Below are 20778 nucleotides of genomic sequence, written 5' to 3'. Positions count from 1 at the left end.
ACGACGTGCTCTTGGTGGAGGTGGAAGTAGAGGTCGACCCATCGACGGACGGGAGGCCCGGTGCCAGCTGGCACCGGGCCTCCCGTCCGACCGTGGTCGCGCTGCAGATCCCCGACCGCGTATCCGGGGCTCGGTCGCGACCGAGAACACGTTGCTCGACAAAGCGTTCCACCTCTGACATGTTAACCACTGAACGGTTGGACTTCACCGTCCAGGGAGGCACAGTCGGTTGCGCAGGAACCGGGACGTCGACAGCTCGCGCCCGCTGCGGCGTGAGGAGACGACGTGACGAAGCGACAGCTCACGATGACAGCCGGCCTGGTCTTGCTGGCCATGCTCCTGACCGTGCTGATCGGCGTGTTCGACGCTCGTCGACGTGTCGTCGCCGCGGAGGGCAACGATCTCCGCACCGGCCAGAGCGCGTGGGTGACCGCGACACTCGACGATCTCAGACGTGCCCGGAACGCATTCGAACCCGGAACGAAGGTGTTCGTGAACCTCGACGATGACGTCCGCGCCGTTGCGGTCCTGTCGGGACGGTGGACAGACGTCCCACTGCACGACGGGCACGCGCTGACCGGGCGTCCCGGCGAAGCTCTCGTCGGCGCTGACGTCGCCGTCCGCGGTGACGACATCGCCGTCGGTGGCAAGCCGTACACCGTGGTGGGACGCCTCGGCGTGCGGGCCGACAGTCTCCTGTCCGATGACGTGGTCGTCGCCGATCCCTCGCAGTTCTCGGCGTCACCACAGCGGCTGCTCCTGGACGGCCCGAGCAGTGTCCGCCACTACAGCGCACAGTTCCCGGGCCGAAGCGTCGAGATCATCGACGACGGCACGAACCGCAGAACGAACGTCGACGCTGTGTCGCCGGTCCTGGTCACGCTCGGCGCGCTCGTCCTCACGCTCATCGCCGTGGTCGCTGGTCTGCAAGCCGGACGATGGGAACTCCGCACGGCCGCCGTCCGCTTCACCACGGGGGTTCGACCACTGACCACCCTTCGCAGCGCTACCGCCAGGGTCGGTGTGATCAGCACGGCCGCCTGCACAAGCGCACTGGTCGGTACGGCGGCTGCACGGCACACCACCAACCTCGACCTCGACGTCACCGCCGCAGTCGTGACGGTCGGGACGATCACGCTCGCCGTCACGGTCGTTTCCTTCTGGCACGGAAGCCGACGATGGAACTGCTGAACGACCTCCGGTCCAACTGGACGATCATCGTCGCCAAGATCGTCCTGATCGCGCTGCTCGCACTCTGCTGGTACAACGTGGCATCGTTCACCCAGTCAACGTCGCAGGCCGTGGCCCAGGGCCTGTCCGCTGATGCCGATGCCGACCTCTACACGGTGATCGACGATCTTGCGCCGGACGCATTCGAAGCGATCCGGCGAGACGAGCGCGCACTCGACGGCGTCGCCGCATTCGTCGACCGCATCGATGACGAGCCCGAATTCAGGTTCATCTCCTCGTACGACCAACCCGTCACTGTCCAGGACTTCCGTGGCGACGACCGCTTCGACGTCGGTTACGGCACGGAGTACACGCTCAACGGGAAGTACCAGGACGAGTCCGGACGGAGTGTTCAGGACATCAAGTCCATCCAGCTCAACGAGACCGCGTACGAGTTCGCGGGGCTCTCCGTGCAGGACGGCAAGCCGATCGAGTGGGATGCCGTCGACTGGGGTTCCGGCCGGATCCCGGTGCTGCTCGGCAACGAGTACCGCGGCGTGTACCAGCTCGGGCAGCTCATCTCCGGAGCGGTCATCCTGCAGCAGCAGGAGCTCGAAGTCGTCGGCTTCCTCGAGCCGAACAGCGCCATCTACTTCCGCGGTGAAGCCAACCACTACCTCGATGACACCGTCATCGTGCCCTATCCGCCGACACTCGCCGGGCTCGACCGAGCAACACTCGACGGGCTGGATCCCGAGCTGTTCGGACGTCTGGTGTTCCAGGTACTGAACGCCGACCTCGCCGTCGATCGCAGCCTCGATTTCAGTGGCGTCGTGGCGCGACTCGACAAGATCGGAGACGAGACCGGATTCAGGTCGTACACCTTGCTGGGAGTACCGACCTACCTCGTGCAGCTCTCCCTCGTCCGCCAGCTCATCCAGGACAACCTGGTGCTCGTCGCCGCGCTGCTCGTCGTCCTCACCGCGGGCGTGGGCATCATCACGGCGTTCCTCAGCCGACTCCTGCACCACCGTCGAGCGCCAGTCGCGCACGTGCACCATCTCCTCGGGAAGAGCCCGGACCACACGAGCCGACTGTTCCGCCCAAGCCGCCTCACCGAGTACACCGCCGCGTTCGGGCTGTTCCTCGCGACCAGCGAGGTGCTCCTCAACGACAGTGCGACGGCTCGATTCGGCGCCGGTGCCGCCCTCCTGCTCTGGTGCGTGGTGGACGGCGCGCTCAGCCGACGAGCCGTCCGCATCGAACTGACCACCCAACACCGAAGGGGCACCCCACGATGATCGTGCTGCGCGACGTCTCGAAGACGATCACCGAGCCCGACGGATCGACCAGAACGCTGTTCGACCGACTGCACTTCGACCTTCGCGACGACGATCGCTCCGTAGCCATCACGGGGCGCAGCGGATCGGGCAAGAGCACGCTGCTCCGGGTCCTCGCCGGTCTCGACACCGACTTCGAGGGGACCTACGTCCATGATGGGCACATGCTCGAGCGCACCGCGTCCAGGATGGCGGCCTACCGGCTCCGACACATCGGCATCGTCACCCAGGACCACAGCCTGCTCGGCGACCGCAGCGTGCTCGACAACGTCCGGCTCGGAGTCCCTGCTCGTGCGGACTCGGCGGGCCGAGCGCGTGACGCCCTGGAGGCGGTCGGCATCAGCCACCTCGCCGGCAAGCGCCCACGGCGACTCTCAGGAGGAGAAGCGCAGCGCGTCGCGATCGCCCGAGCCATCGCGAAGCGCCCAGCCGTCGTCCTCGCCGATGAGCCCACCGGGGCACTCGACGAGACGACCGAAGACGACGTGCTCGCCCTGTTCGATCAGCTGCAGCAAGCAGCGAGCAAGTTCGTGATCGTCACCCACAGTGAGCGCGTTGCACAGCGATGCGGGCGTCGACTCCACCTGCAACACGAACAACTCATCGAGTGCAGTACTTGACGGAACCAGAGGCGAACGGGAGGGAGGTGGGCCCCACCAGCCGGTACCGGCGCACCGCGCCAGCGGGGCGTCCGCAGTGCGGTCGCGTGCGTCCTGACGGATCGCGGAACGCGAGCACCTGCGGCGGTCGACGCTCGTTGGTCCTCCGCAGCAGCTCAGCGTCACTAGGCTTCTCCGGATGTCTTCCAACCCGTTCGGCGAAGTCCCCGTCCTGCCGGTTGCCGTTCCCTTCGGTGTCGTCGTGTTCGTCGTCCAGCTGGCGCTCCTGCTCAGGGAGGGCGCTTCACGTGGCCGCGTGTTGCCGTCGCCGCGGCGATCGCCGTGTACGCCGCGGGGATCCTCGCGAACACGGTCTTCCCGATCTTCCTTCACCCGAACTCGAGCGACGAGCCGTGGGCACCGGCGCTGGCGCTGATCCCGTTCCACGACTACGAGCTCGCGGACGCGCTCACCAACGTGGCGGTGTTCGTGCCACTGGGCGTTCTCCTGCAGCTCCTCATGCGGCGTCCGCGGTGGTGGAAGGCGCTGCTCACCTCCGCGGCCGTCAGCCTGACGATCGAGCTCCTGCAACTCGCCGCGCAGAAGCTGTTATCCGGTGGTCACGTCGCTGACGTCAACGACTTCATCTGGAACACCCTCGGTGGAGTCATCGGCTACGTGATCATCGTGTTGCTGACACGTGTCCCGATCGTCGCCGCGCTCGTGAACCGGTTCCGCTGACGCTCGACCGCCGGGGCAACACGCACCGCTTGAACTGCGGAGCGCCGTGCACTTGCGGATCCCTGTCGGACAAGGTCGTGGCCCATGTCATCCTTCGCGATGATCTTCGTGGGCATCCCAGCGAGCACTGCGAGCGATGGCTTCGTCCGCCCGGCGATTGATCCCTGCCCGTTGCGCAAGGCCCATCACCGTGGCGCACGCTGCAGCACCAGCAGCGAAGAGGCATCCCTCGAGAATGCGGCCCACGTCTCCGTGGGCAGAAGCGATGAGGGCGATCGCGACCCCGGCGAGTCCGAAGAACGGAAGCCCCAGGATCGCGGAGAGTCCTAGCAACCACTTCACGCCTCGATGGTACGTCCGCGAGCGGGAGCCGGCCGGCCCACGGTTGGTCGAAGGACGTGGGTCTCGGGAGCCGATCGGCTACCGGACGCGTTGGTTCTGCAGCGCACCGCACTCCCGTTCCTCAGGTTCGGCAGCAGGTTCGCCAAGGCGCTGTCCACGCCCGTGAAGGTGAGATGCTCCTCGACGGACTCGACGCAGACCACTTTGTCCGTCAGCCGGCGCACGATCCGGCGAAGGTCTCCGGGGCTGCGAGCGAGCCGGTCCATCGAGTGCACCAGCACTGTGTCCCCATCGCGGACGAACCCGATCCTCACCTCGAGCTGCGGACGGATGCCGTCCTTCCCGGACGCCTTGTCATCGAACACCCGATCCAACGCGACGCCGTCGAGCTGCCGCACATTGCTCTGATCCAGCGTGCGGTAGTCCGGAATCAAGGTCGACGCAACCACTATTCAGCCATCTCCCCCTAGCGCCCAGACGGCCCTGCCGATGCCGGACGTGCCTCACATTCCGACTAACCGGTCCAATGGCTCATGGCCGCACGCACTACGTGCGACAGTACGAAGCTCCAAACGGCAATCAACCCCACGGCCACAACAACACCGACACCCGCAAGCAAGCCCACCGCAGCGAGGATTCGACGAGGGGTTTGCGCCTGCTCCGGCGCAGAAACCACTGACCCGGGCGACTCAGCAACGAGGCGCTCGAGCCGTTCCACCGGCTGGTCCTCAGCACCAGGCCCCCCATCGGTCCCCACGACAGTCACCTTCACCCCAACCTGTGGATCTGTCAAGAGAAGAGCAAGAGAGGTGACGCAGAGGCCAGGGCGACTGGCAAACGTCGTCCCGCCCGCAGAAGTGGACAGGGCTACTTTCAATTCAGGGGCGGAAGGAGAAATCCGGTAGCCGATCGCGTTGCGAGACGAGGCGGACCCTCGAAGTCGGCGGATCCTCGCGCCATGAACGCTCTACTCATCGGGTACGCCCGCGTCTCAACCTACGAACAGGACCTCACCGCTCAGCGAGTCGCGCTTGAACGGCTTGGAGTCCTCCCGCCCAACATCCACACCGATCATGGCCTGACTGGCACGAACAGATCTCGACCAGGGCTGCGCGAAGCGCTCGCATCTTGTCGTGACGGGGACACTCTCGTAATCGGGAAGCTCGACCGGCTCGCACGAAGCCTCCGCGACGCGAAGGACATCGTCGACGAGCTCACTGCGAAGAACGTCAAGCTGAACATCGGCGGTTCCGTCCACGACCCGAACGATCCCGTCGGCCGGCTGCTGTTCAACGTCCTCGCCATGGTGGCCGAGTTCGAATCCGACCTGATCCGAGCCCGAACACGGGAAGGGATGCCGATCGCGAAAGCCAAGGGCCATCTCCGCGGCCGGCAACCCAAACTCAGCAACGCGCAACAACGCCACCTCCTCGAGGTCCAGCAAGCCGGCACGCACTCGGTCGCTGAACTCGCCGAGCTGTTCGGTATCGGACGAGCCACTGTCTACCGCTGCATCGAACGACAAGCACACCCCAACCGCTAACCCCTCAGCTCCGCTCTCAAACGCAGGCCTTCGAGAGCGGAGCCTCACCTCCGACCGGAACCGTAACGGACGCGGCCAGACAGTTTCGAGCAAGCTCGTCCGCTGGGTAGCGTGCTTGGGAGCGGAAACGGAGCCCCGATGTCTGGACAGCAAGTCGAGATGGTCACCATGGGGTGCTTTGTGATCGTCGCCGGCATTGGCGTGATTACAACCTCACGCGGACTTGCGCGCGCCATCTCTGAGGCATCCTGGGAAGGTTCGGAGTACCGTTCCGGCCGCGACTCGCGCGCATGGGCATGATCGGTGCTGGCGCGATCGGAGTCGTGATCGGCGCGACTGTCATCGTTCTGGCACTCACAGTTGCCGCCTCCTGACCTGTGGCCGCTTGACGATCGACGCCGGACAGCTACGCCTCACTGCCATCAAGTCGACCTGGTTGGGTGGAGTCCCTGTGGATCCCCGGACTCATCGCTGGGCCGGCAATCGTTGCGGTAGCGGTCGCCGCGTTGGTGCGTCCGGTGCCGATCGCGCAGTATTTCGTTGACGCCCAGCAGAGCTGCCGCGGTCCGAAGCGTGCGATGACTCCGGGGCTCGTGCGTGTTCTCGCTGGAGGGCTGGCGATGATTGGCATCGTCTGGATCCTCCTGTCGATCTTCGGTCACCCCGAGTGACCAGAGAGTCGAAGGCGGGACCAGACGGAGTCCGGTGGTCGATCCGTCAGCGGGCCGGCTTCCTTCGGAACGCCACCACCAACGCGGCGACACCGCATACGGCAATGATCGATCCCATGACGCCGAGGAACGCGCCGGAGTCGCTGAAGCCAACTATGGCCATCGCGATGCCCGCCACCAGCAGGACGACCCCGGCGATGACCAGCGTCGTCTTCGAACGTTGAGAAGCATTCGGGTTGCTCATCGGCTCAACTTAGCTCCTCGCGGCACCAACTGACCGTCTGGATAGCCGATCCCTTGTCGGAACGCCGAGCACTCAGCTTTGGCGGTCATTCGGTACGGTCAGGGACGTGGGTGTCCTCTTCCTTGCGGTTGGTGCGGTGATCTGCATCGCCTGGGGCTGTGCCCTCATGCTTTTCCCGGGCCCGATCGCACGCTCTGCGCGGAAGGTCGAAGGAGCGTTCTGGGGACGCCAGATCACTCCGGAGCTGACGCGGTTCATCGGATGCGGATTCTTCCTCGGAGGCCTCATCGCAGCAGTGACGCTGGTCGTCGGACTCCTCAGACACTGACTCGTCAGGTGCCCGCTCGAGGATCGGCTATCGAGGCGCTGCCTGACGCCGTCCGACTGCAACGGTGCAAAGCACTGGCGGGAACCCGGTCCCCGGATTCCCGCCAGTGAGTCACCGCTTGCGGCGCTTGTTACTTGCTCTTCTTGTGCGAGGTCTGCGTGGTGCTGGGGTGCGACTTCGCGTACCTCGACGTCACGAACTTGCCAGTGATCGAGCTTCGCGACGAACCGCCGCTGCTCTTGCCGGACTTGGCCATGACTCCGCGCTCCTTCCTGCCGTGAATGAGCGGACGGTCCACCCTCTCCGACGTCGCTATGGTCACTCAGGAATCGCGCATGTTGTACTGTGACACGCCGTGCACCACTACATGTAGTGGTTGCTGGTGTCAACGTTGGTTCGCGTAGGACTTCCGCTGATTCTCAGAAGCCTCCGGCGGGGCGCACCTGATAGTGCTCTTCGAGCGCGGTGACCTCGTCCGCGGTGAGCTCGATGTCGACGGCCGCGGCAGCGTCGTCAAGGTGATGCCGCTTGGTTGCGCCGATGATGGGTGCACTCACGACGGGGTTGTTGAGGACCCAGGCCATCGCGATCTGCGCCATCGGGACGTGGCGGGCTTCGGCGATCTGATGCACTGCGTCGATGACGGGGCGGTCACGCTCCGTGTCGGCGAAGAAGCTGTTCCCGACGGGGTCGTCGGAGGAGCGCTTGGTCTGCTCGCCGGCGGGGCGGGCGACGCGGCCCTTGGCGAGGGGGCTGTAGGGGATGCTGCCGACACCCTGGTCGGCGAGGAGGCCGAACATCTCCCGCTCTTCCTCGCGGTAGAGCAGGGAGTACTGGTCCTGCATCGACACGAACCGGGTCCAGCCGTGCAGGTCCGCGGCGTGCTGCATGTTGGCGAACTGCCACGTCCACATCGCGGACGCACCGATGTAGCGGGCCTTCCCGGCCTTGACGACGTCGTGGAGCGCTTCCATCGTCTCCTCGATCGGGGTCTCCGGGTCGAAGCGGTGGATCTGGTACAGGTCGACGTAGTCGGTGCCGAGCCGGGTCAGCGATGCGTCAATCTGCTGCATGATCGCCTTCCGCGACAGCCCGGCGACGTGCAGGCCCGGACCGGTGCCGGGCTTGTCGGAAAAGTGCGCCTTGGTCGCGAGCACGATTTCGTCCCGGTTGGCGAACTGGCGGATCGCTTCACCGACGATGCGCTCGGAGTCGCCGTAGGAGTAGACGTTCGCGGTGTCCCAAAAGGTGATGCCGAGGTCGAGGGCCTGCCGGAAGTACGGCAGTGCGTCGTCCTTCGGGAGGGACCACTGCAGGTGGCCGCTGGCGGGGTCGCCGAAGCTCATGCAGCCGAGCGCGATGCTGCTGACCTTCAGTCCGGAGTTACCGAGGCGGGTGTACTTCACGGGTGATTCCTTTCGATGGGCGCGACGATCAGCGGCAGGTACTGCCGGGACGTTGAGCGGGTGCAGTGCTGGGCGGCGAGTCGGCCGCTGTCACTGGGTCGCGGTGGGCGCTGCGGTCGGGGTGTTGCTGGCGGCCCAGCTCGCGAGGACACGGAGGCGTTCCTCCGACACGGAGGCGGGTTCGGTGACGTAGGTGATGATCGTGACGTCTGGTTCGCTAGCGAGTGTGAGCGCTTCACCGGTGACCTCGATCTCCCCGACGACCGGGTTGTGGAGGGTCTTGGTGGCGCTGGTGTGCAGGCGGACGTTGTGAGAAGCCCACCAGGTCCGGAACGCGTCGCTGCGGGTCGTCAGCTCACCGATCAGATCGGTCAGGGACCGGTCGAACGGCGTACGGCCGGCCTCAATGCGGAACGCGGCGACCATGTCACGGGCGACGCGTTCCCAGTCGGCGTAGAACTCCTGCGACGAGGGGTCCAGGAAGACGTATCGGGCGATGTTCGCCGGCGCCTTCCCATCGGTCATCAGGCCTGGCATGAGGGCGGCGCCGAGCTGGTTCATCGCGATGATGTCGGTGCGGCCGTTCCGGGCGTAGGCGGGCAGATCGCTCATCCCGTCGAGGAGCCGCTGCACACGGACGCTGGCCCGGTTCCTGGCGGGGGTGCGCTTCGGGGCAGGGCGGGTGAGGGCGTTCTCGGCGTTCGCGGCGCGGGCGAGGTCGAACAGGTGCTGCTCCTCGGATTCGTCGAGCTGCAGCGCGCGGGCGACGGCGTAGAGGACGGACTCGGAGACGCCGGCGAGCTTGCCGCGTTCCATCCGGTTGTAGTACTCCGCGCTGACCCCGGCGAGCGTCGCGACCTCTTCACGGCGGAGCCCCTTGACGCGCCGCCCGGTCATCGACGCGGTGAGGCCGACCGCGTCGGGGGTGATCCGGGCGCGGCGAGTGCGGAGGAAGTCGCTGGCCTCGGTTTCGGTGTCCATGCCGTCAGCGTAGGCCGGGGTCTCGCTGACGAAACAGACACTGCCAGTACACCGAACAGCGCTGCCTGTCGCCCCTGCGAGGAACCCGGTTCCATGAGGTCATCGGCAGCACCACCGCGATCCGCTCCGCGAAAGGAATCCCTCATGAGCACCATCCCGACCGTCACCTTGAACACCGGCCCGACGATGCCGCAGCTCGGCTTCGGCGTCTTCCAGATCCCTGCCGAGGACACCGAACAGGCCGTCATCGACGCGATCGCGGCCGGCTACCGCCTCATCGACACCGCCGCCTCCTACGGCAACGAAGAGGCCGTCGGCCGCGGCATCGCCAAGAGCGGTGTTGCCCGTGAGGAGCTATTCATCACGACGAAGCTGTGGATCCAGCGCCGCGGCGAGGAAGGCGCCCGCGAGGCCATCGACACGTCGCTGCAGAAGCTCGGCCTGGACTACGTCGACCTGTTCCTCATCCACCAGCCGCTCGGCGACTACTACGGCGAGTGGCGCGCCCTCGAGCAGGCCCACAAGGACGGCAAGGCCCGTGCGATCGGCGTCAGCAACTTCGCCTCTGACCGACTCGTGGACCTCATCGCTTTCGCTGACGTCGTACCCGCGGTGAACCAGATGGAGACCAACCCGTTCCACCAGCAGGTCGACTACCAGCAGCTGCTGCAGGGCGAGGGTGTGCAGCTCGAGGCGTGGGCGCCGTTCGCGGAGGGCAAGAACGACCTCTTCACCAACCCCGTCCTGTCCGATATTGGTGAGGCCCACGGCAAGTCCGTCGCGCAGGTCGTCCTCCGCTGGCTCGTCCAGCGCGGCGTCGTCGTCGTGTCGAAGTCCGTCAAGCCCGAGCGGATGCAGCAGAACCTCGACGTCGTCGACTTCGAGCTCACCGACGAGCAGATGGCGAAGATCGCCGAGCTCGAAGCAGGCGAGTCCCAGTTCTTCTCCCACGTCGACCCCGACATGGTCCGCTGGCTCACCGGCCGCGCCGAGGCGTAAGCCATCATGCCCGCCCAGCAGCCCACCCGCAGGCAACTCCTGCGGGCCGCCGCGGCCGGCGCGATCAGCGCCACCGCGGCGGGGCTGCTGGCCGCCTGCACCACCCCCGACCGTGAATGCCACACCGTGACCACACCCACCACCCCCGCACGAAGCGACTCCACCGCGACGCTGCTGGTGTACTTCTCCCGCGCAGGGGAGAACTACTGGAACGGCGACCGCCGCATCCTCGACGTCGGCAACACCGAGATCCTCGCGAACCTCATCCGCGACCGCATCGACTGCGACGTGTACCGGATCGAAGCCGCCGAGGCGTACTCGGACCGGTACGACCCCACCGTGGCGCGAAACGTCGACGAACAGAACAACGACGCCCGCCCCACGATCGCGCAGCCCCTTCCCGACCTCAGCCGGTACGAGCGAGTCCTGCTCGGCAGCCCCATCTGGAACGTGCAGCCGCCGATGATCATGGCGACCTTCGCCGAGGCTGCGGATCTCACCGGCAAGGACGTCCACCCGTTCGTGACCTACGCCGTCAGCGGCCTCGGGAACACCGCATCGTTCTACCGCGAGCTGAACACCCGAGCCCGGTTCCACGACGGTCTCGCCGTCCGCGGTGAAGAGGTCCGCGACACCTCCGCCGGCTCCGACGTCGACCGGTGGCTCCGCGCCGCCGGCTCGGCCTGAAAGGCACCCCCATGACCGACCAGCTCACTGTCCTCGTCGTCGGCGCCACCGGCAGCGTCGGAGGCCACGTCGTCCAGACCGCCATCGACGCCAGCCACCGAACCCGTGCCCTTGCTCGGAAGAAGCACCGTGCGCAGGGTCTCGCCCAAGGCGCTGAGATCGTCCTCGGCGACCTCACCGACGCATCGACCCTCCGCGACGCCGTCGCCGGCATCGACGCGGTGATCTTCACGCACGGCGACAACAGCAACGCCGAAGCCGTCAACTACGGCGCCGTCCGGAACGTCCTCGACGCCCTCGATGGCCGGCCCGTCCGCATCGCGCTGATGACCACCATCGGAGTCACCGCGCTCCGCGACAGCTCCGAGTGGAAGCGGCGCGGTGAACGCCTCGTCCGCGCCAGCGGCAACGACTACACGATCGTCCGACCCGGCTGGTTCGACTACAACGACGACGACCAACTCCGGATCGCACCCCGCCAGGGCGACACCCACCAAAGCGGCACGCCCGCCGACGGAGTCATCGCCCGACACCAGATCGCCCGCGTCCTCGTCGAAAGCCTCACCACCCCCACCGCCCTGCGGAAGACGTTCGAGCTCGTCGCCGAGCACGGACCCGAGCAGGACGACCTCACACCGGTGTTCGACGCCATCCCGTCCGACCCCGACGACACTCTCGACGGTGCCGGGGACATGGCGAACCTGCCGCTGCTGTCGGAGCCGACCAACGTTCGCGCAGATCTCGACGGAGCCCGCCGTCACTGACCATCCCAGGCCTGCGGCCTCACCGGCACTCTCAGTGGTCCTCCCGCTCTGCGTCACGCCGTCCGGTAGGCCATCCGTCAGCGGGCGCGGCGTCGGTCAAGCAGCTTCTGCAACCAGCTGCGCTCACCCTTCGGTCGTGTGATGCCGATGTAGTCGAGGAAGCCGCGCAGAGTCATGACCAGAGCGTACGGCGGCGTCTCGTTAGCCAATCCTCAATTGGGACGGACTCCGACAACATACACGACCCTCGAACAGGTCACATTTCCCACAACAAATATCACAATGCGATAACGGGGTACGGGATCCCCATCCGTTCGCCGGAGGGCGCCGAATAGCTTGCAACAGCCGGGAATCACCCGGAGCGCTCACCAGCCGCACATTGCTGGTTCTCCACCCTGCACCAGGGTGTGTTCGGCGCGCACACAGCAGCCGCGCCGAGCGCGACACCTCAGCAAAGGACAGATCACCATGCGCAAGAGCCTGAAGACCTCCATCACCCTCGCCACGACCGGCGCCCTCGTGCTCGGCGGTGCCGCGTTCGGCATCTCCTCCGCCCAGGCCGCCACCCCGACCATCCACACGGTCTCGTCGTCGTCGTCGAAGATCCCCGCACCCGTCGCATCCGTCCCCGAGGTCCTCGGTGGCTCCACCGCCGTGAAGCTCGACTCCGGCTTCACCGACGCCCTCACCGCCCTCAAGCTCACCCCCGGCGTCTCCGGCGACGCAACCCTCGCCGACGGCTCCGTGTCGTTCCCGATCACCGCCGGGTCGGTCACGTACTGGTCGCCGGACGGCAACTACAAGCCCTACGTGCAGGGCCTGCTCAACCACGACGACTCCGGCCTCACCCTCAAGGCCGGCGACACCACCGTCACGCTCGAGAACTTCGTCGTGAACCCGGGCTCCTCCAAGCTCTACGGTGACGTCCTGGTCAACGGCAAGGTCGCCGCGTCCAACGCGTACCTGTTCGAGCTCTGGGGCGGTTCCCTCAAGCCCCTCCAGCTCGAGGGCGACAACGCCATCCTGACCGGCACCACCGTCCACGTCTCCGAAGACGCCGCCGGCCTGCTGAACAAGACCTTCGGCACCGACGCCGTCAAGCGCGGCCTCCTCGTCGGCACCGCCACCATCACCGCACAGATCAAGTAACACCCCACGTACTCCGGCTGTGCATGGCAGACCGGAACGGCCAACGCCCCGTCGCTCGCGACGGGGCGTTGCTCATGCGCCGACTTCCAGAGTCGTTCCGTCGATCGGAGTCAGATACGTCTGGTGGAACGTGCGGTCGGTCATCGGTCCGATCGTCTGATCATGTCGGTCGCTGTGGAGGAATGAACGAAGGGCACCGATCGTGTGATCGGTGCCCTTCACGTCATCGCTTCGAGATCAGGCGCGTTCACGTGCGCTGGATCGGGGCAGGACGATGCCGAGGATGATCATCGCGACGGCGAGGAAGGCGTGGAGCACGTTGTCAGCGCTGTTGAGCGGAACGAAGTTCGCCGCGCCGGTCATGCTGGCAGTGAAGAGGCCGTAGATGAACAGCACCGCGTAGATGATGCCGCCGACCAGCAGGTAGAGCCGTGCGCCGCCGGCAGAACGGGCTGCGGCGACGCCGACGATGCCGAAGAGCAAGTGGACGATGTTGTGCAAGACGGATACCTGGAACAGGCCCAGGAGCAGCGCCATGGATCCGTGACCGGCCATCGACATGGACCCCATGTCCATCGTGAGTCCGGGGATGAAGCCGGCGATGCCGACGATCAGGAAGACCACGCCGAACAGAAGGGCGCCCTTCTGGGTGAGGGTGGCGGCGAAGCCGGTACGCGGAGCTGCTGCGTTGCTGGTCATGGAACGTGCCTTTCGGTGGAGGGGATGGTGCCGGAGTGCGTGAGCGGTCAGGCGGCTGCTGGGTCGGCCTGCAGGCGTTGACGGAGCGCGATGAGCCCGTCTCGGACGCGCGTTTTCGCCGTCCCGAGCGTGGTGTTGAGGTCGCTGGCAACTTCCGCGGTGCTGCGCTCACCCAGGTAGCGGAGGATGACGGCCTCGCGTTGCTTTTCGGTCAGCTCTGCCAGCGCTTCACGGAGTCGTGCCCGTGAGAAGTGAGCGTCGAACTGGTCAAGGCTGTAGTCGGCGCTGTGGTGATCGCGGATCCCGAGGCGCAAGTCCCGCCGGCGGGACGCTTCACGGCTACGGATCCGATCAATGGCTCGTCGATGGGCGATGGTGCGCAGCCATGACTCGAGCGTGGCGCGAGTCGGGTCGTACCGGGCCGGATGCTGCCACCACTCGAGGAACGCTTCATGGACGACGTCTTCAGCGAGGTGACGGTCGATGATGATCGTTCCCACGAAACCACGCAACCCGGACGCGTGCTGCCGGTAGGCGGCCGTGAACGGGTCGATAGCTGTTGGTTGGGTGCCGGGCATGTGGGGCGTACCGATCTTTCTACTGGTGATGGGTTCACCGTAGGCGTTCGGATCACGACCGGTTTCCCCAGTCCGGGGACCGCGTCGCACGTCGTCCGGGTACTCCGCGGTCGAACTGGAGCCCGACGCCTCTTCAGGCACCTGCCGTTCGCGCACTGCCCTGCACCGATCGATCTCTCAGCGAGGCGATGGCATCACGCGCCGCATGGCCACAACACTGTGTCAGGGGTGGCGGCGGATCGCGGTGAGGGTGGTGTCGTCGTCGAGATCTGAGCCCGCGGCTTCGAGGAAGGCGGTGAGCGCAAGCTGCAGGTACGTCGCTGTTCGCAGTTCGGTGGCGAGTTGCGTGAGTGTGTGCATGGACGCGTCGGGGAGCTCGAACAGGCCATCGGTGACGATCAGGAGCAGCTCCCCGGGGGCGAGATGGAGGAGACGGGGCAGGCGAGGTATCCCGGCGGGTTGCAGGCCGATCGGGAAGTCCGCCGATGGGATCCGTTCAACGGCACCGGTTGTGTGGGCGTGCGCGGTGAGGCCGTGGCCCGCGTCGACGAACTCGATCCGTCCATCCCGGAATCGCAGCCGGGCGTGGAACAAGGTCGCGAACGCGGATGCGCGTTCGAAGTGGTCTCGGGTCGCGGTCTCCGCAGCGTCGACGGCTTCGCCGGGTGGTTCCTGGCGGAACACCTCGAGGCTGCCGAGGAGGTTCGCAGCGAGCACCCCTGAGGCGAGGCCTTTGCCCATGACGTCGCCCACCGTGACCGTGGCGTACCCGCGCTGGCTGTCCACAGTGACATCAGACAGGTCTCCGGAGATCCCTCGCGCAGACCGTGCCGTGGTCGCGATCGTGTACTCGTCGAGAACGGCGGGTGCAGGACGCATCGCTCGCTGGACCGCGTCGATCCAGTAGGAGTCAGCGCTGTCGAGTTCGTCGTCGCCGGCCTCGCGTGGGGCGCGCGTGTCGGTCGTCATCTCACCCACGCGATGCGTCGTCTCATCTGCTTCCCCCTGCTCGCCGGCATGCAACTCCCGAGATCCTGAAAGCAGCACGGAGCGGGAGGGGTCCGGGATGGTGCCCCTGCGACACCATCCCGGTGGGACACCACGCAAGCAACAGCGGCGGCACCCTGTTGACCCAGGAGCTTGCTCTAACCGGGCTGCGGAGAACATACCCCCGATCGGCGCTGCCACGATGTCGGCATTTCCACCGACTACCGTCCGCTTGTCTGGCGACACAGTTCATGATCCGGCTGGCGCAGGAGGACGGCGTGGGTTGCTGTTCTGATGGTCGGTGGGTCAGTCTGAGGTGCAGGAAGACGCGCTCGAGGGAAACAGGGGTCCCGAATGTTGTCACTGGTGTACGTGAGCACGATGGCTCGCCCGGTCACGGACGAGGAGCTCGCGGAGATCCTCGTGATCGCCCGGGAGAAGAACCTGCAGCTCGGGATCACCGGGATCCTGGCCCATCAGGGCAGCAACTGTCTCGGGATCATCGAAGGCGACGACGACGTCGTCCGGGAGCGGTTCGCCGGGATCCGGCAGGATCCACGCCACATCAACGTCCGTGAAGTGGCCGTCGATCACATCAGCGCGCGGGCATTCCCAGAATGGTCGATGGCGTTCCAATCCGCTGACCCTCTCATCAAGGAGATCCCGGGATTTCTCGACCTGTTCACCGACCATCCGGACCCCGTCCCGGGTGGCGGCAACACATCGCGGGCGAAAGCACTCCTGGAGTGGTTCCGGAAGCACCCCTCGCACCATTGACCGACCAGGGCGTCGGCGATGCGATCGAGCCGCGTCTGCAGATCATCAGCGCCGCGATCATGGTGCTGCACGATGTCGGCGTGGAACGGGCCGACATGGACCAGATCGCCGACACCGCAGGGATCAGCGTCGACGCACTCCGACAGCACTTCCCGACCCGGCAGAGCCTGCTGACCGCCACCGTCGACCGGTGGTCCAGCACCCTGTCACGGCCCTTGCTGCCCATCGCCGAGCAGTACGGCGCGGTCGCATACCTGCACGCGCTCATCGTCGCGTACTCGGAAGAACCCGCACTGATGCGGCTGCTCGCATCAACCCTTGCAGCAAGCTCCGACCCAGCAAACGAGGGTGCGGACTACTACCGCACCCTGTACCTCCGGTTCCGGCAGACCATCCGCACCGCGCTCGAGCACGACATCCGTACTGGTCGAGAACCGAACACGATGGAGCCCGCCCGCGCCACGGAACAGCTCCTCGCCCTCTACGACGGCCTCCGCGTGCAGTCGCTCCTCGTGCCCGGATTCGACATCATCGAAGCCTTCGACCGTGCAGCATCACGCATGCGCCGAGGCTGGTCCGAGGACTACCGCCGTACTGACCTCTTCGAGATCCCACTCGACCGCACCCGCGAACACACTGCACGCCCCGACCTGTTCGGCTCCCAGTAGGTTCGCGCTCCCGTTGGGAGCGCGGGGCGGCCGCCGGATAGGTGGCAGCCGCCCCGCTCGCAACGGGAACCACCCCGCTGCTGCTCCACAGTTTGCACCCACCCCGGCTCGTGCTTGCGGAGGTGTGCGGACTGTTCGGGTCATCCCGCACGTCCCCGGGATAGTGCACACCGCTCAACTCTCCTCCGCGGAGAACGCGAACCGAGACGACGATGAGAGATCCGCGGCGTCGATGCCTCGGAGCGCACCGTCTGCATGGACCTGAGCGGGGTCAATTTCCAGGGGTGCGGGGTACCGGCCGATTTCTTGAAGCTCGGCGGTACCCGCGGTGCGTCGTGCGGACCCGAACTGCCCGGCGGACCTTCCACTATCCGACAGTTGTGGGTCTGTGACCAGTCCGCACTACCGCGGACCCATCAGAACCGGGTTACTGCGTGGGGGTGTCTTCTTCGGGGTTGAAGTGCGAGTCGGTATCGGAGTAACCGGCGGCGAGCCCGTCCGGGTGGTTCGGGATGGTGCTGCCGTCACCGAGACCAGCGGGCTTCACCGTGCCATCCGAGTCGGTGGTGGGCACTTCCACGTCGGGCCCCTCGAGGGCACCGTCATCGTTTGGGACGGAGGGTGGGGTGATGTTGCTCATCGTGTCTCCTTCACTGTTCCGGTGCTGGTGGTTGTGGTGGGGTGGAGGGCTGCGAGGTCGGTGAGGAACCGGGTGATGATCTCCGCGTCCGATGGGGGAATAGCGGCGCAGAGGGCGGCGATGTGCGCGGCAAGTGGGTCGGTGTCGTCTCGATCCGGTGTAGCCAGAGTCAACTGCACATAGCTGGAGCGTCGATCAGTGGGGTTCGGCACTCGCGTGAGAAATCCGGACCCCTCCAACCGGTCTAGCAGGCTCGTCATCGACGGCGTGACGATGCCGAGGTGCTCGCCGAGCTGCTTCGGCGTGCACGGCTCATCCCGCGCCGACGCAGCCCGGAGGTACCGGAGCGCCTCCCGCTCCGTGATCGACGTGTGTCCTGCGGCCGCCCGAGTGCGCTCAAGCCGCGCAGCCGCATACCGGCACCGCTCGACCGCATCGAGCAACGCGGCCACGGGTACAACAGGCGTCTCCGACATGCCCCCACCGTCCAAAATCGGCCGTTCCGCGGCGCTCGGGCGACGAATCACAACAGCCATCCCGCACCTCACAAACTACCTGACCGAACCCGGGTGGTGCTCGGTACCGTTTACGGGGCTGCGCCGCGGAACCCTAACCGCTGGCCGTCCGAGCTGCTGCTCGGGTTGGAATCGTCACGCGCACCAGCGGACGTCGTACCGCGAGGGCGCCTGCCCCCTGACCCGAACCACGGGCAGGCGCCCACACCTCACGTCCTACGCCGAGCAAACCTCACACGGTCACGGTTCTTGCGCAGTCCGGATACGTCGTCGTGGCGCGTGCTCCCTGCAGGGCGCGGGAAGCCCGGACGTCTGTCCGGGCCTCGGCTGGCACACTGACATGCGAATGGGCCGCCGCTATGCGGCCGGCAGCTGCGGGTTGGAGGGCCTGATGGGTGAGGACGGTGCGCACGTTCCTGCAGGGGTGCTGCTACTGGAATCAGTGAACCGGCTTCGCGTCGCGGAGACGATGCTCCAGAACCGTGCACGCGCTCGGATGGGCCTGAAGGCAAATGATTTCCAGACGGTGCAGTTCCTCGCCGCGCGAGAAGCCGGCGGCTTCCCGCGCGCGCAGCAGACCTCGCAGAGGCGCTCGGTGTCAGCAGTGCGGCGGCGACGATGACGATCGACCGGCTCGTTGCACGCGGCTTCGCCGCCCGTGAACCCGACCCAGACGACCGTCGATCCCGCATCGTACGACTCACTGCGGACGGCCAGCACAGCCTCATTGAGGCCTACGAAGGACTCCCCGCCGCCGTACAGGAGCTGCTCGACGCTGTGCCACCGGAGGAAGCCGAACGGATTGCCACGCTTGCCGGTGCGGTGCAGCAGGTCGTCGACAGCACTGCCACCCGCGGAACACGCATCCGTGAGCACTAACCAGATAGCGCTTCTAGTTAAGAAAATTAGCGGGTTCGCTCGGCGGTTCGTAGCCTGGTCGGCGTCAGGGCTCCCGCGGCCCGTCGCGACGACGCCGGCAGCTCGCCAGCAGCACGATCGAGGTGGTGCCTGACCAGTTGTCGTGGCTGATTACGTCACGGGAAAGACCGTCTGGCATGACGCTCACATCAACTCCGCCTGCCGCGTCTCCTGTTCGCGCGCCTCGCGCAAACCTCATCTTCACCGGCTACGACGGAGCGCACTGGTCACCTCTGACCGGGGTGCGGCACGCACGCCGAACCCGGCGGATCGCGTTCACCGCCATCCTCGCCGGGCTTATCTCGATCACCACAGAGACGGCCACGGTCGTAACCGCAGGAGCCTGGTGAGCGTGCACAAGGCGTTGCCGCCGACGGAACCGATCGATATGCCCGCCCTGATCGCGGCGCAGAACACTGGCGCGCATCTGGTCGAGGGCCGGCGTGCGATTGCTCAGGAGTGGCACCGTCGCGGCCTGCTCGCACCGGATGAGCTGCACACGATCGTCACCGGACGCCTCAACGACATCCCGGTCACCGTTTCCGTCGCCCCGAAGACCAGCGACGACCTTCTGAAACCGGCCGAGCCGACCTACGGAGATTTCCTCAGAAAGCCCCACGCATGAGCATCCTTCTGCACCACCCCAAGACCTCCCCCGCTCTCACCATCAGTGCACCCGCCAGCCGTTTGCGGTGGGCTGCAGCAGACGACGGGTTCTGGGTTGCCGACAACGACGGTGCGTTCGCGGGCACGGTTGACCAGAACGGGAGCCACTTTTTCGTCCGCAAGGGCTTCGGCGACAACCGCTTCCTGCCTGCTGCGCAGCGCGCGCTCGGCCGCGCTCTCAAGAACGCGCAGACGGAACCGCCGGCCTGATACACCCAGCGGCCGTACCGACCCTCACCGCACGGTGGTTTACCGGCTCGTCGCTCTCGAATCCGCTCTACGGCACCAGTCACCGGTTGCCTACCGCTCGGCGGCTTCACGCAGCGCGTCTCCCGGGAGCTGGCCGAACTCGGCTTTGTAAGAGGACGCGAAGCGGCCAAGGTGCGTCAATCCGACCGATCGCGCCACCGCCGCCACGGACTCTGCGTCCCCGGACTCGAGCTGTTCGCGTGCCAAGAGGAGCCGGACGCCCTTGAGGTAGGACAGCGGGGAGACACCGTGGATGCGTTGGAACGCGCCCTGCAAGCCCCGCACGCTCATACCCGCAGCATGCGCGACGTCGTCGACAGAGATCCGTTCCGTGATGTGGTCAAGCAAGAACGCCTCCGCTTTCGTGAGTCGTGTCTGCGCCGGCACCTCCCGGCCCTGCCCGACCGGCCAATGCGGGATCGCTGTCAACAGTCCGGCCGCGGCGAAGCGGACAAGTTTCCGTTCACGCTCCAAAGACACCGGTCCGGTGTCGCCGAGGATCTCTGGAGCGATTGCGCGGACAACGAGCCACCACGCCGCTAATGGTGCCCCCTCTGGCACATGGCGAGGGTTGAACTCCAACGGTGCAAGATTCCAACCGCCCCGATCCGCGGCGACCTGCTCAACCGTCGTCCGATCGATGCGCATCACGTCTTTCTGGAACCCCTCCCACCTGAACGACTGCCGGCCTTCTCGGTAGAGCACCGGCCGACCCCGCAGCAATGATTCGCCATCGACGGCCCCCGCCCAGCCTTCAACCACGTCACGATCACGGCGTCACCAGACTCGACCTCCCCACGAACGATTCCCGTGCACCGCGTCGATTCCAACGACAACAGCTCCGTCCCCGACACGGTCTCCTCGAACACGAACGGCGCATCATCAACAGCGCCCACCTGCAACCCGTAGGTCAGATGGGTCCGCGCCACAGCATCACGCGCCGCCGCGATCTCCTTGGTCCGCACAACCAAACGCGTGCGGTCCATCATCAATTCGTTCACATCGTCGATTGTGTCGAACACACCCTCAAAGACGCGGACACGGGAGCGAGCTTCCGGACGCCGCTTGCCTGGGCATGATTGATCCGTCCGAATCACGGTCCCCACCGACGTTGCGT

The 20778-nt window shown here is 66.3% G+C and carries 28 protein-coding genes and 1 pseudogene; 16 read left to right on the top strand and 13 right to left on the bottom strand.

Annotated elements, in window-relative coordinates; translation table 11 throughout:
* Window positions 1-285: 285 nt before the first annotated feature.
* From JN350_RS09505 to JN350_RS09490, 4 genes are all read left to right on the top strand, one after another.
* A complete protein-coding gene (locus JN350_RS09505; RefSeq protein WP_205462021.1) occupies window positions 286-1191 on the top strand; it encodes a hypothetical protein in 906 nt (301 codons plus the stop codon).
* Window positions 1179-2471 (top strand): hypothetical protein, encoded by a 1293-nt coding sequence (locus tag JN350_RS09500; RefSeq protein ID WP_205462020.1) that lies wholly within the window; start codon window positions 1179-1181, stop codon window positions 2469-2471. Before JN350_RS09505 ends, JN350_RS09500 begins: the two co-directional genes overlap by 13 nt.
* Window positions 2468-3130: an ABC transporter ATP-binding protein gene (locus JN350_RS09495; protein ID WP_205462019.1), complete on the top strand. Its 663-nt coding sequence runs from the start codon at window positions 2468-2470 to the stop codon at window positions 3128-3130. The genes JN350_RS09500 and JN350_RS09495 overlap by 4 nt, the downstream gene beginning before the upstream one ends.
* 321 nt (window positions 3131-3451) lie before the next feature.
* Window positions 3452-3850, top strand: coding sequence for a VanZ family protein (locus JN350_RS09490; RefSeq protein ID WP_205462018.1), 399 nt, complete (start codon window positions 3452-3454; stop codon window positions 3848-3850).
* A gap of 87 nt (window positions 3851-3937) precedes the next feature.
* Here the strand turns inward: JN350_RS09490 and JN350_RS09485 are convergent, their stop codons facing one another.
* Both JN350_RS09485 and JN350_RS09480 read right to left on the bottom strand, forming a co-directional pair.
* Window positions 3938-4192, bottom strand: coding sequence for a hypothetical protein (locus JN350_RS09485; protein WP_205462017.1), 255 nt, complete (start codon window positions 4190-4192; stop codon window positions 3938-3940).
* A complete protein-coding gene (locus JN350_RS09480) occupies window positions 4189-4641 on the bottom strand; it encodes a recombinase family protein (protein ID WP_240347222.1) in 453 nt (150 codons plus the stop codon). Before JN350_RS09480 ends, JN350_RS09485 begins: the two co-directional genes overlap by 4 nt.
* 509 nt (window positions 4642-5150) lie before the next feature.
* Here JN350_RS09480 and JN350_RS09475 point away from each other — a divergent pair.
* The gene (locus JN350_RS09475) at window positions 5151-5735 is read left to right on the top strand and encodes a recombinase family protein (protein WP_205462016.1); all 585 of its coding nucleotides are present in this window, start codon (window positions 5151-5153) and stop codon (window positions 5733-5735) included.
* Window positions 5736-6175: 440 nt separating this feature from the next.
* Window positions 6176-6406 carry a hypothetical protein gene (locus JN350_RS09470; protein ID WP_205462015.1) on the top strand — a complete coding sequence of 77 codons (231 nt, stop codon included), beginning with the start codon at window positions 6176-6178 and terminating at the stop codon, window positions 6404-6406.
* Window positions 6407-6452: 46 nt separating this feature from the next.
* On the opposite strand, the gene JN350_RS09465 is transcribed toward JN350_RS09470, so the two are convergent.
* A complete protein-coding gene (locus JN350_RS09465; RefSeq protein WP_205462014.1) occupies window positions 6453-6650 on the bottom strand; it encodes a hypothetical protein in 198 nt (65 codons plus the stop codon).
* A 106-nt stretch (window positions 6651-6756) separates the two neighbouring features.
* On the opposite strand from JN350_RS09465, the gene JN350_RS09460 reads away from it, so the two are divergent.
* Window positions 6757-6978 (top strand): hypothetical protein, encoded by a 222-nt coding sequence (locus tag JN350_RS09460; protein ID WP_205462013.1) that lies wholly within the window; start codon window positions 6757-6759, stop codon window positions 6976-6978.
* Window positions 6979-7108: 130 nt separating this feature from the next.
* On the opposite strand, the gene JN350_RS20150 is transcribed toward JN350_RS09460, so the two are convergent.
* The 3 genes from JN350_RS20150 to JN350_RS09450 form a co-directional block, all read right to left on the bottom strand.
* Window positions 7109-7234, bottom strand: coding sequence for a hypothetical protein (locus tag JN350_RS20150; RefSeq protein ID WP_275897966.1), 126 nt, complete (start codon window positions 7232-7234; stop codon window positions 7109-7111).
* 163 nt (window positions 7235-7397) lie between these two features.
* Entirely contained in the window at window positions 7398-8384 is a 987-nt protein-coding gene (locus tag JN350_RS09455; RefSeq protein ID WP_205464319.1) for an aldo/keto reductase, read from the bottom strand.
* A gap of 90 nt (window positions 8385-8474) precedes the next feature.
* The gene (locus tag JN350_RS09450) at window positions 8475-9365 is read right to left on the bottom strand and encodes a helix-turn-helix domain-containing protein (protein WP_205464318.1); all 891 of its coding nucleotides are present in this window, start codon (window positions 9363-9365) and stop codon (window positions 8475-8477) included.
* 144 nt (window positions 9366-9509) lie between these two features.
* On the opposite strand from JN350_RS09450, the gene JN350_RS09445 reads away from it, so the two are divergent.
* From JN350_RS09445 to JN350_RS09430, 4 genes are all read left to right on the top strand, one after another.
* Window positions 9510-10364 carry an aldo/keto reductase gene (locus tag JN350_RS09445; protein ID WP_205464317.1) on the top strand — a complete coding sequence of 285 codons (855 nt, stop codon included), beginning with the start codon at window positions 9510-9512 and terminating at the stop codon, window positions 10362-10364.
* Window positions 10365-10370: 6 nt separating this feature from the next.
* A complete protein-coding gene (locus JN350_RS09440) occupies window positions 10371-11051 on the top strand; it encodes a flavodoxin (RefSeq protein WP_205464316.1) in 681 nt (226 codons plus the stop codon).
* A gap of 11 nt (window positions 11052-11062) precedes the next feature.
* Window positions 11063-11815: an SDR family oxidoreductase gene (locus JN350_RS09435; RefSeq protein ID WP_205464315.1), complete on the top strand. Its 753-nt coding sequence runs from the start codon at window positions 11063-11065 to the stop codon at window positions 11813-11815.
* A 468-nt stretch (window positions 11816-12283) separates the two neighbouring features.
* Complete coding sequence (locus tag JN350_RS09430) at window positions 12284-12964, top strand: hypothetical protein (RefSeq protein ID WP_205462047.1); 681 nt, start codon at window positions 12284-12286, stop codon at window positions 12962-12964.
* A 237-nt stretch (window positions 12965-13201) separates the two neighbouring features.
* On the opposite strand, the gene JN350_RS09425 is transcribed toward JN350_RS09430, so the two are convergent.
* The 3 genes from JN350_RS09425 to JN350_RS09415 all read right to left on the bottom strand — a co-directional run bounded on the left by JN350_RS09425 (window position 13202) and on the right by JN350_RS09415 (window position 15288).
* Entirely contained in the window at window positions 13202-13663 is a 462-nt protein-coding gene (locus JN350_RS09425; RefSeq protein WP_205464314.1) for a DUF4383 domain-containing protein, read from the bottom strand.
* Window positions 13664-13710: 47 nt separating this feature from the next.
* Window positions 13711-14241, bottom strand: a complete 531-nt coding sequence (locus tag JN350_RS09420; protein WP_205464313.1) for a sigma-70 family RNA polymerase sigma factor — start codon at window positions 14239-14241, stop codon at window positions 13711-13713.
* 222 nt (window positions 14242-14463) lie between these two features.
* The gene (locus JN350_RS09415) at window positions 14464-15288 is read right to left on the bottom strand and encodes a PP2C family protein-serine/threonine phosphatase (RefSeq protein ID WP_205464312.1); all 825 of its coding nucleotides are present in this window, start codon (window positions 15286-15288) and stop codon (window positions 14464-14466) included.
* Between the two features lie 306 nt (window positions 15289-15594).
* Between JN350_RS09415 and JN350_RS09410 the strand changes: the two genes are divergently transcribed.
* Window positions 15595-16005, top strand: coding sequence for a BLUF domain-containing protein (locus tag JN350_RS09410; protein WP_205464311.1), 411 nt, complete (start codon window positions 15595-15597; stop codon window positions 16003-16005).
* Window positions 16002-16673 (top strand): TetR/AcrR family transcriptional regulator, encoded by a 672-nt coding sequence (locus JN350_RS09405; RefSeq protein WP_205464310.1) that lies wholly within the window; start codon window positions 16002-16004, stop codon window positions 16671-16673. The genes JN350_RS09410 and JN350_RS09405 overlap by 4 nt, the downstream gene beginning before the upstream one ends.
* A gap of 427 nt (window positions 16674-17100) precedes the next feature.
* Here the strand turns inward: JN350_RS09405 and JN350_RS09400 are convergent, their stop codons facing one another.
* Both JN350_RS09400 and JN350_RS09395 read right to left on the bottom strand, forming a co-directional pair.
* Window positions 17101-17313: a hypothetical protein gene (locus tag JN350_RS09400; protein WP_205464535.1), complete on the bottom strand. Its 213-nt coding sequence runs from the start codon at window positions 17311-17313 to the stop codon at window positions 17101-17103.
* Window positions 17310-17789: a MarR family winged helix-turn-helix transcriptional regulator gene (locus tag JN350_RS09395; protein ID WP_205464309.1), complete on the bottom strand. Its 480-nt coding sequence runs from the start codon at window positions 17787-17789 to the stop codon at window positions 17310-17312. The genes JN350_RS09400 and JN350_RS09395 overlap by 4 nt, the downstream gene beginning before the upstream one ends.
* A 612-nt stretch (window positions 17790-18401) precedes the next feature.
* Here JN350_RS09395 and JN350_RS09390 point away from each other — a divergent pair.
* The 3 genes and pseudogenes from JN350_RS09390 to JN350_RS09380 all read left to right on the top strand — a co-directional run.
* Window positions 18402-18707, top strand: a pseudogene (locus JN350_RS09390) (MarR family winged helix-turn-helix transcriptional regulator); the annotation flags it as partial.
* 385 nt (window positions 18708-19092) lie between these two features.
* The gene (locus JN350_RS09385) at window positions 19093-19371 is read left to right on the top strand and encodes a hypothetical protein (RefSeq protein WP_205464308.1); all 279 of its coding nucleotides are present in this window, start codon (window positions 19093-19095) and stop codon (window positions 19369-19371) included.
* Window positions 19368-19622, top strand: coding sequence for a hypothetical protein (locus tag JN350_RS09380; protein ID WP_205464307.1), 255 nt, complete (start codon window positions 19368-19370; stop codon window positions 19620-19622). Before JN350_RS09385 ends, JN350_RS09380 begins: the two co-directional genes overlap by 4 nt.
* Before the next feature lie 90 nt (window positions 19623-19712).
* Here the strand turns inward: JN350_RS09380 and JN350_RS09375 are convergent, their stop codons facing one another.
* Together JN350_RS09375 and JN350_RS09370 are read right to left on the bottom strand one after the other, a co-directional pair.
* Window positions 19713-20366 carry a helix-turn-helix transcriptional regulator gene (locus tag JN350_RS09375; RefSeq protein ID WP_205464306.1) on the bottom strand — a complete coding sequence of 218 codons (654 nt, stop codon included), beginning with the start codon at window positions 20364-20366 and terminating at the stop codon, window positions 19713-19715.
* Window positions 20309-20683: a hypothetical protein gene (locus JN350_RS09370; protein WP_205464305.1), complete on the bottom strand. Its 375-nt coding sequence runs from the start codon at window positions 20681-20683 to the stop codon at window positions 20309-20311. Before JN350_RS09370 ends, JN350_RS09375 begins: the two co-directional genes overlap by 58 nt.
* Window positions 20684-20778 lie beyond the last annotated feature (95 nt).

This window comes from Curtobacterium sp. 24E2 (genome assembly GCF_016925595.1).
Classification (GTDB): Bacteria; Actinomycetota; Actinomycetes; order Actinomycetales; family Microbacteriaceae; genus Curtobacterium.
Note: the sequence above shows the minus strand (reverse complement) of the source record. Positions and strands in the feature narration are given on the sequence as shown.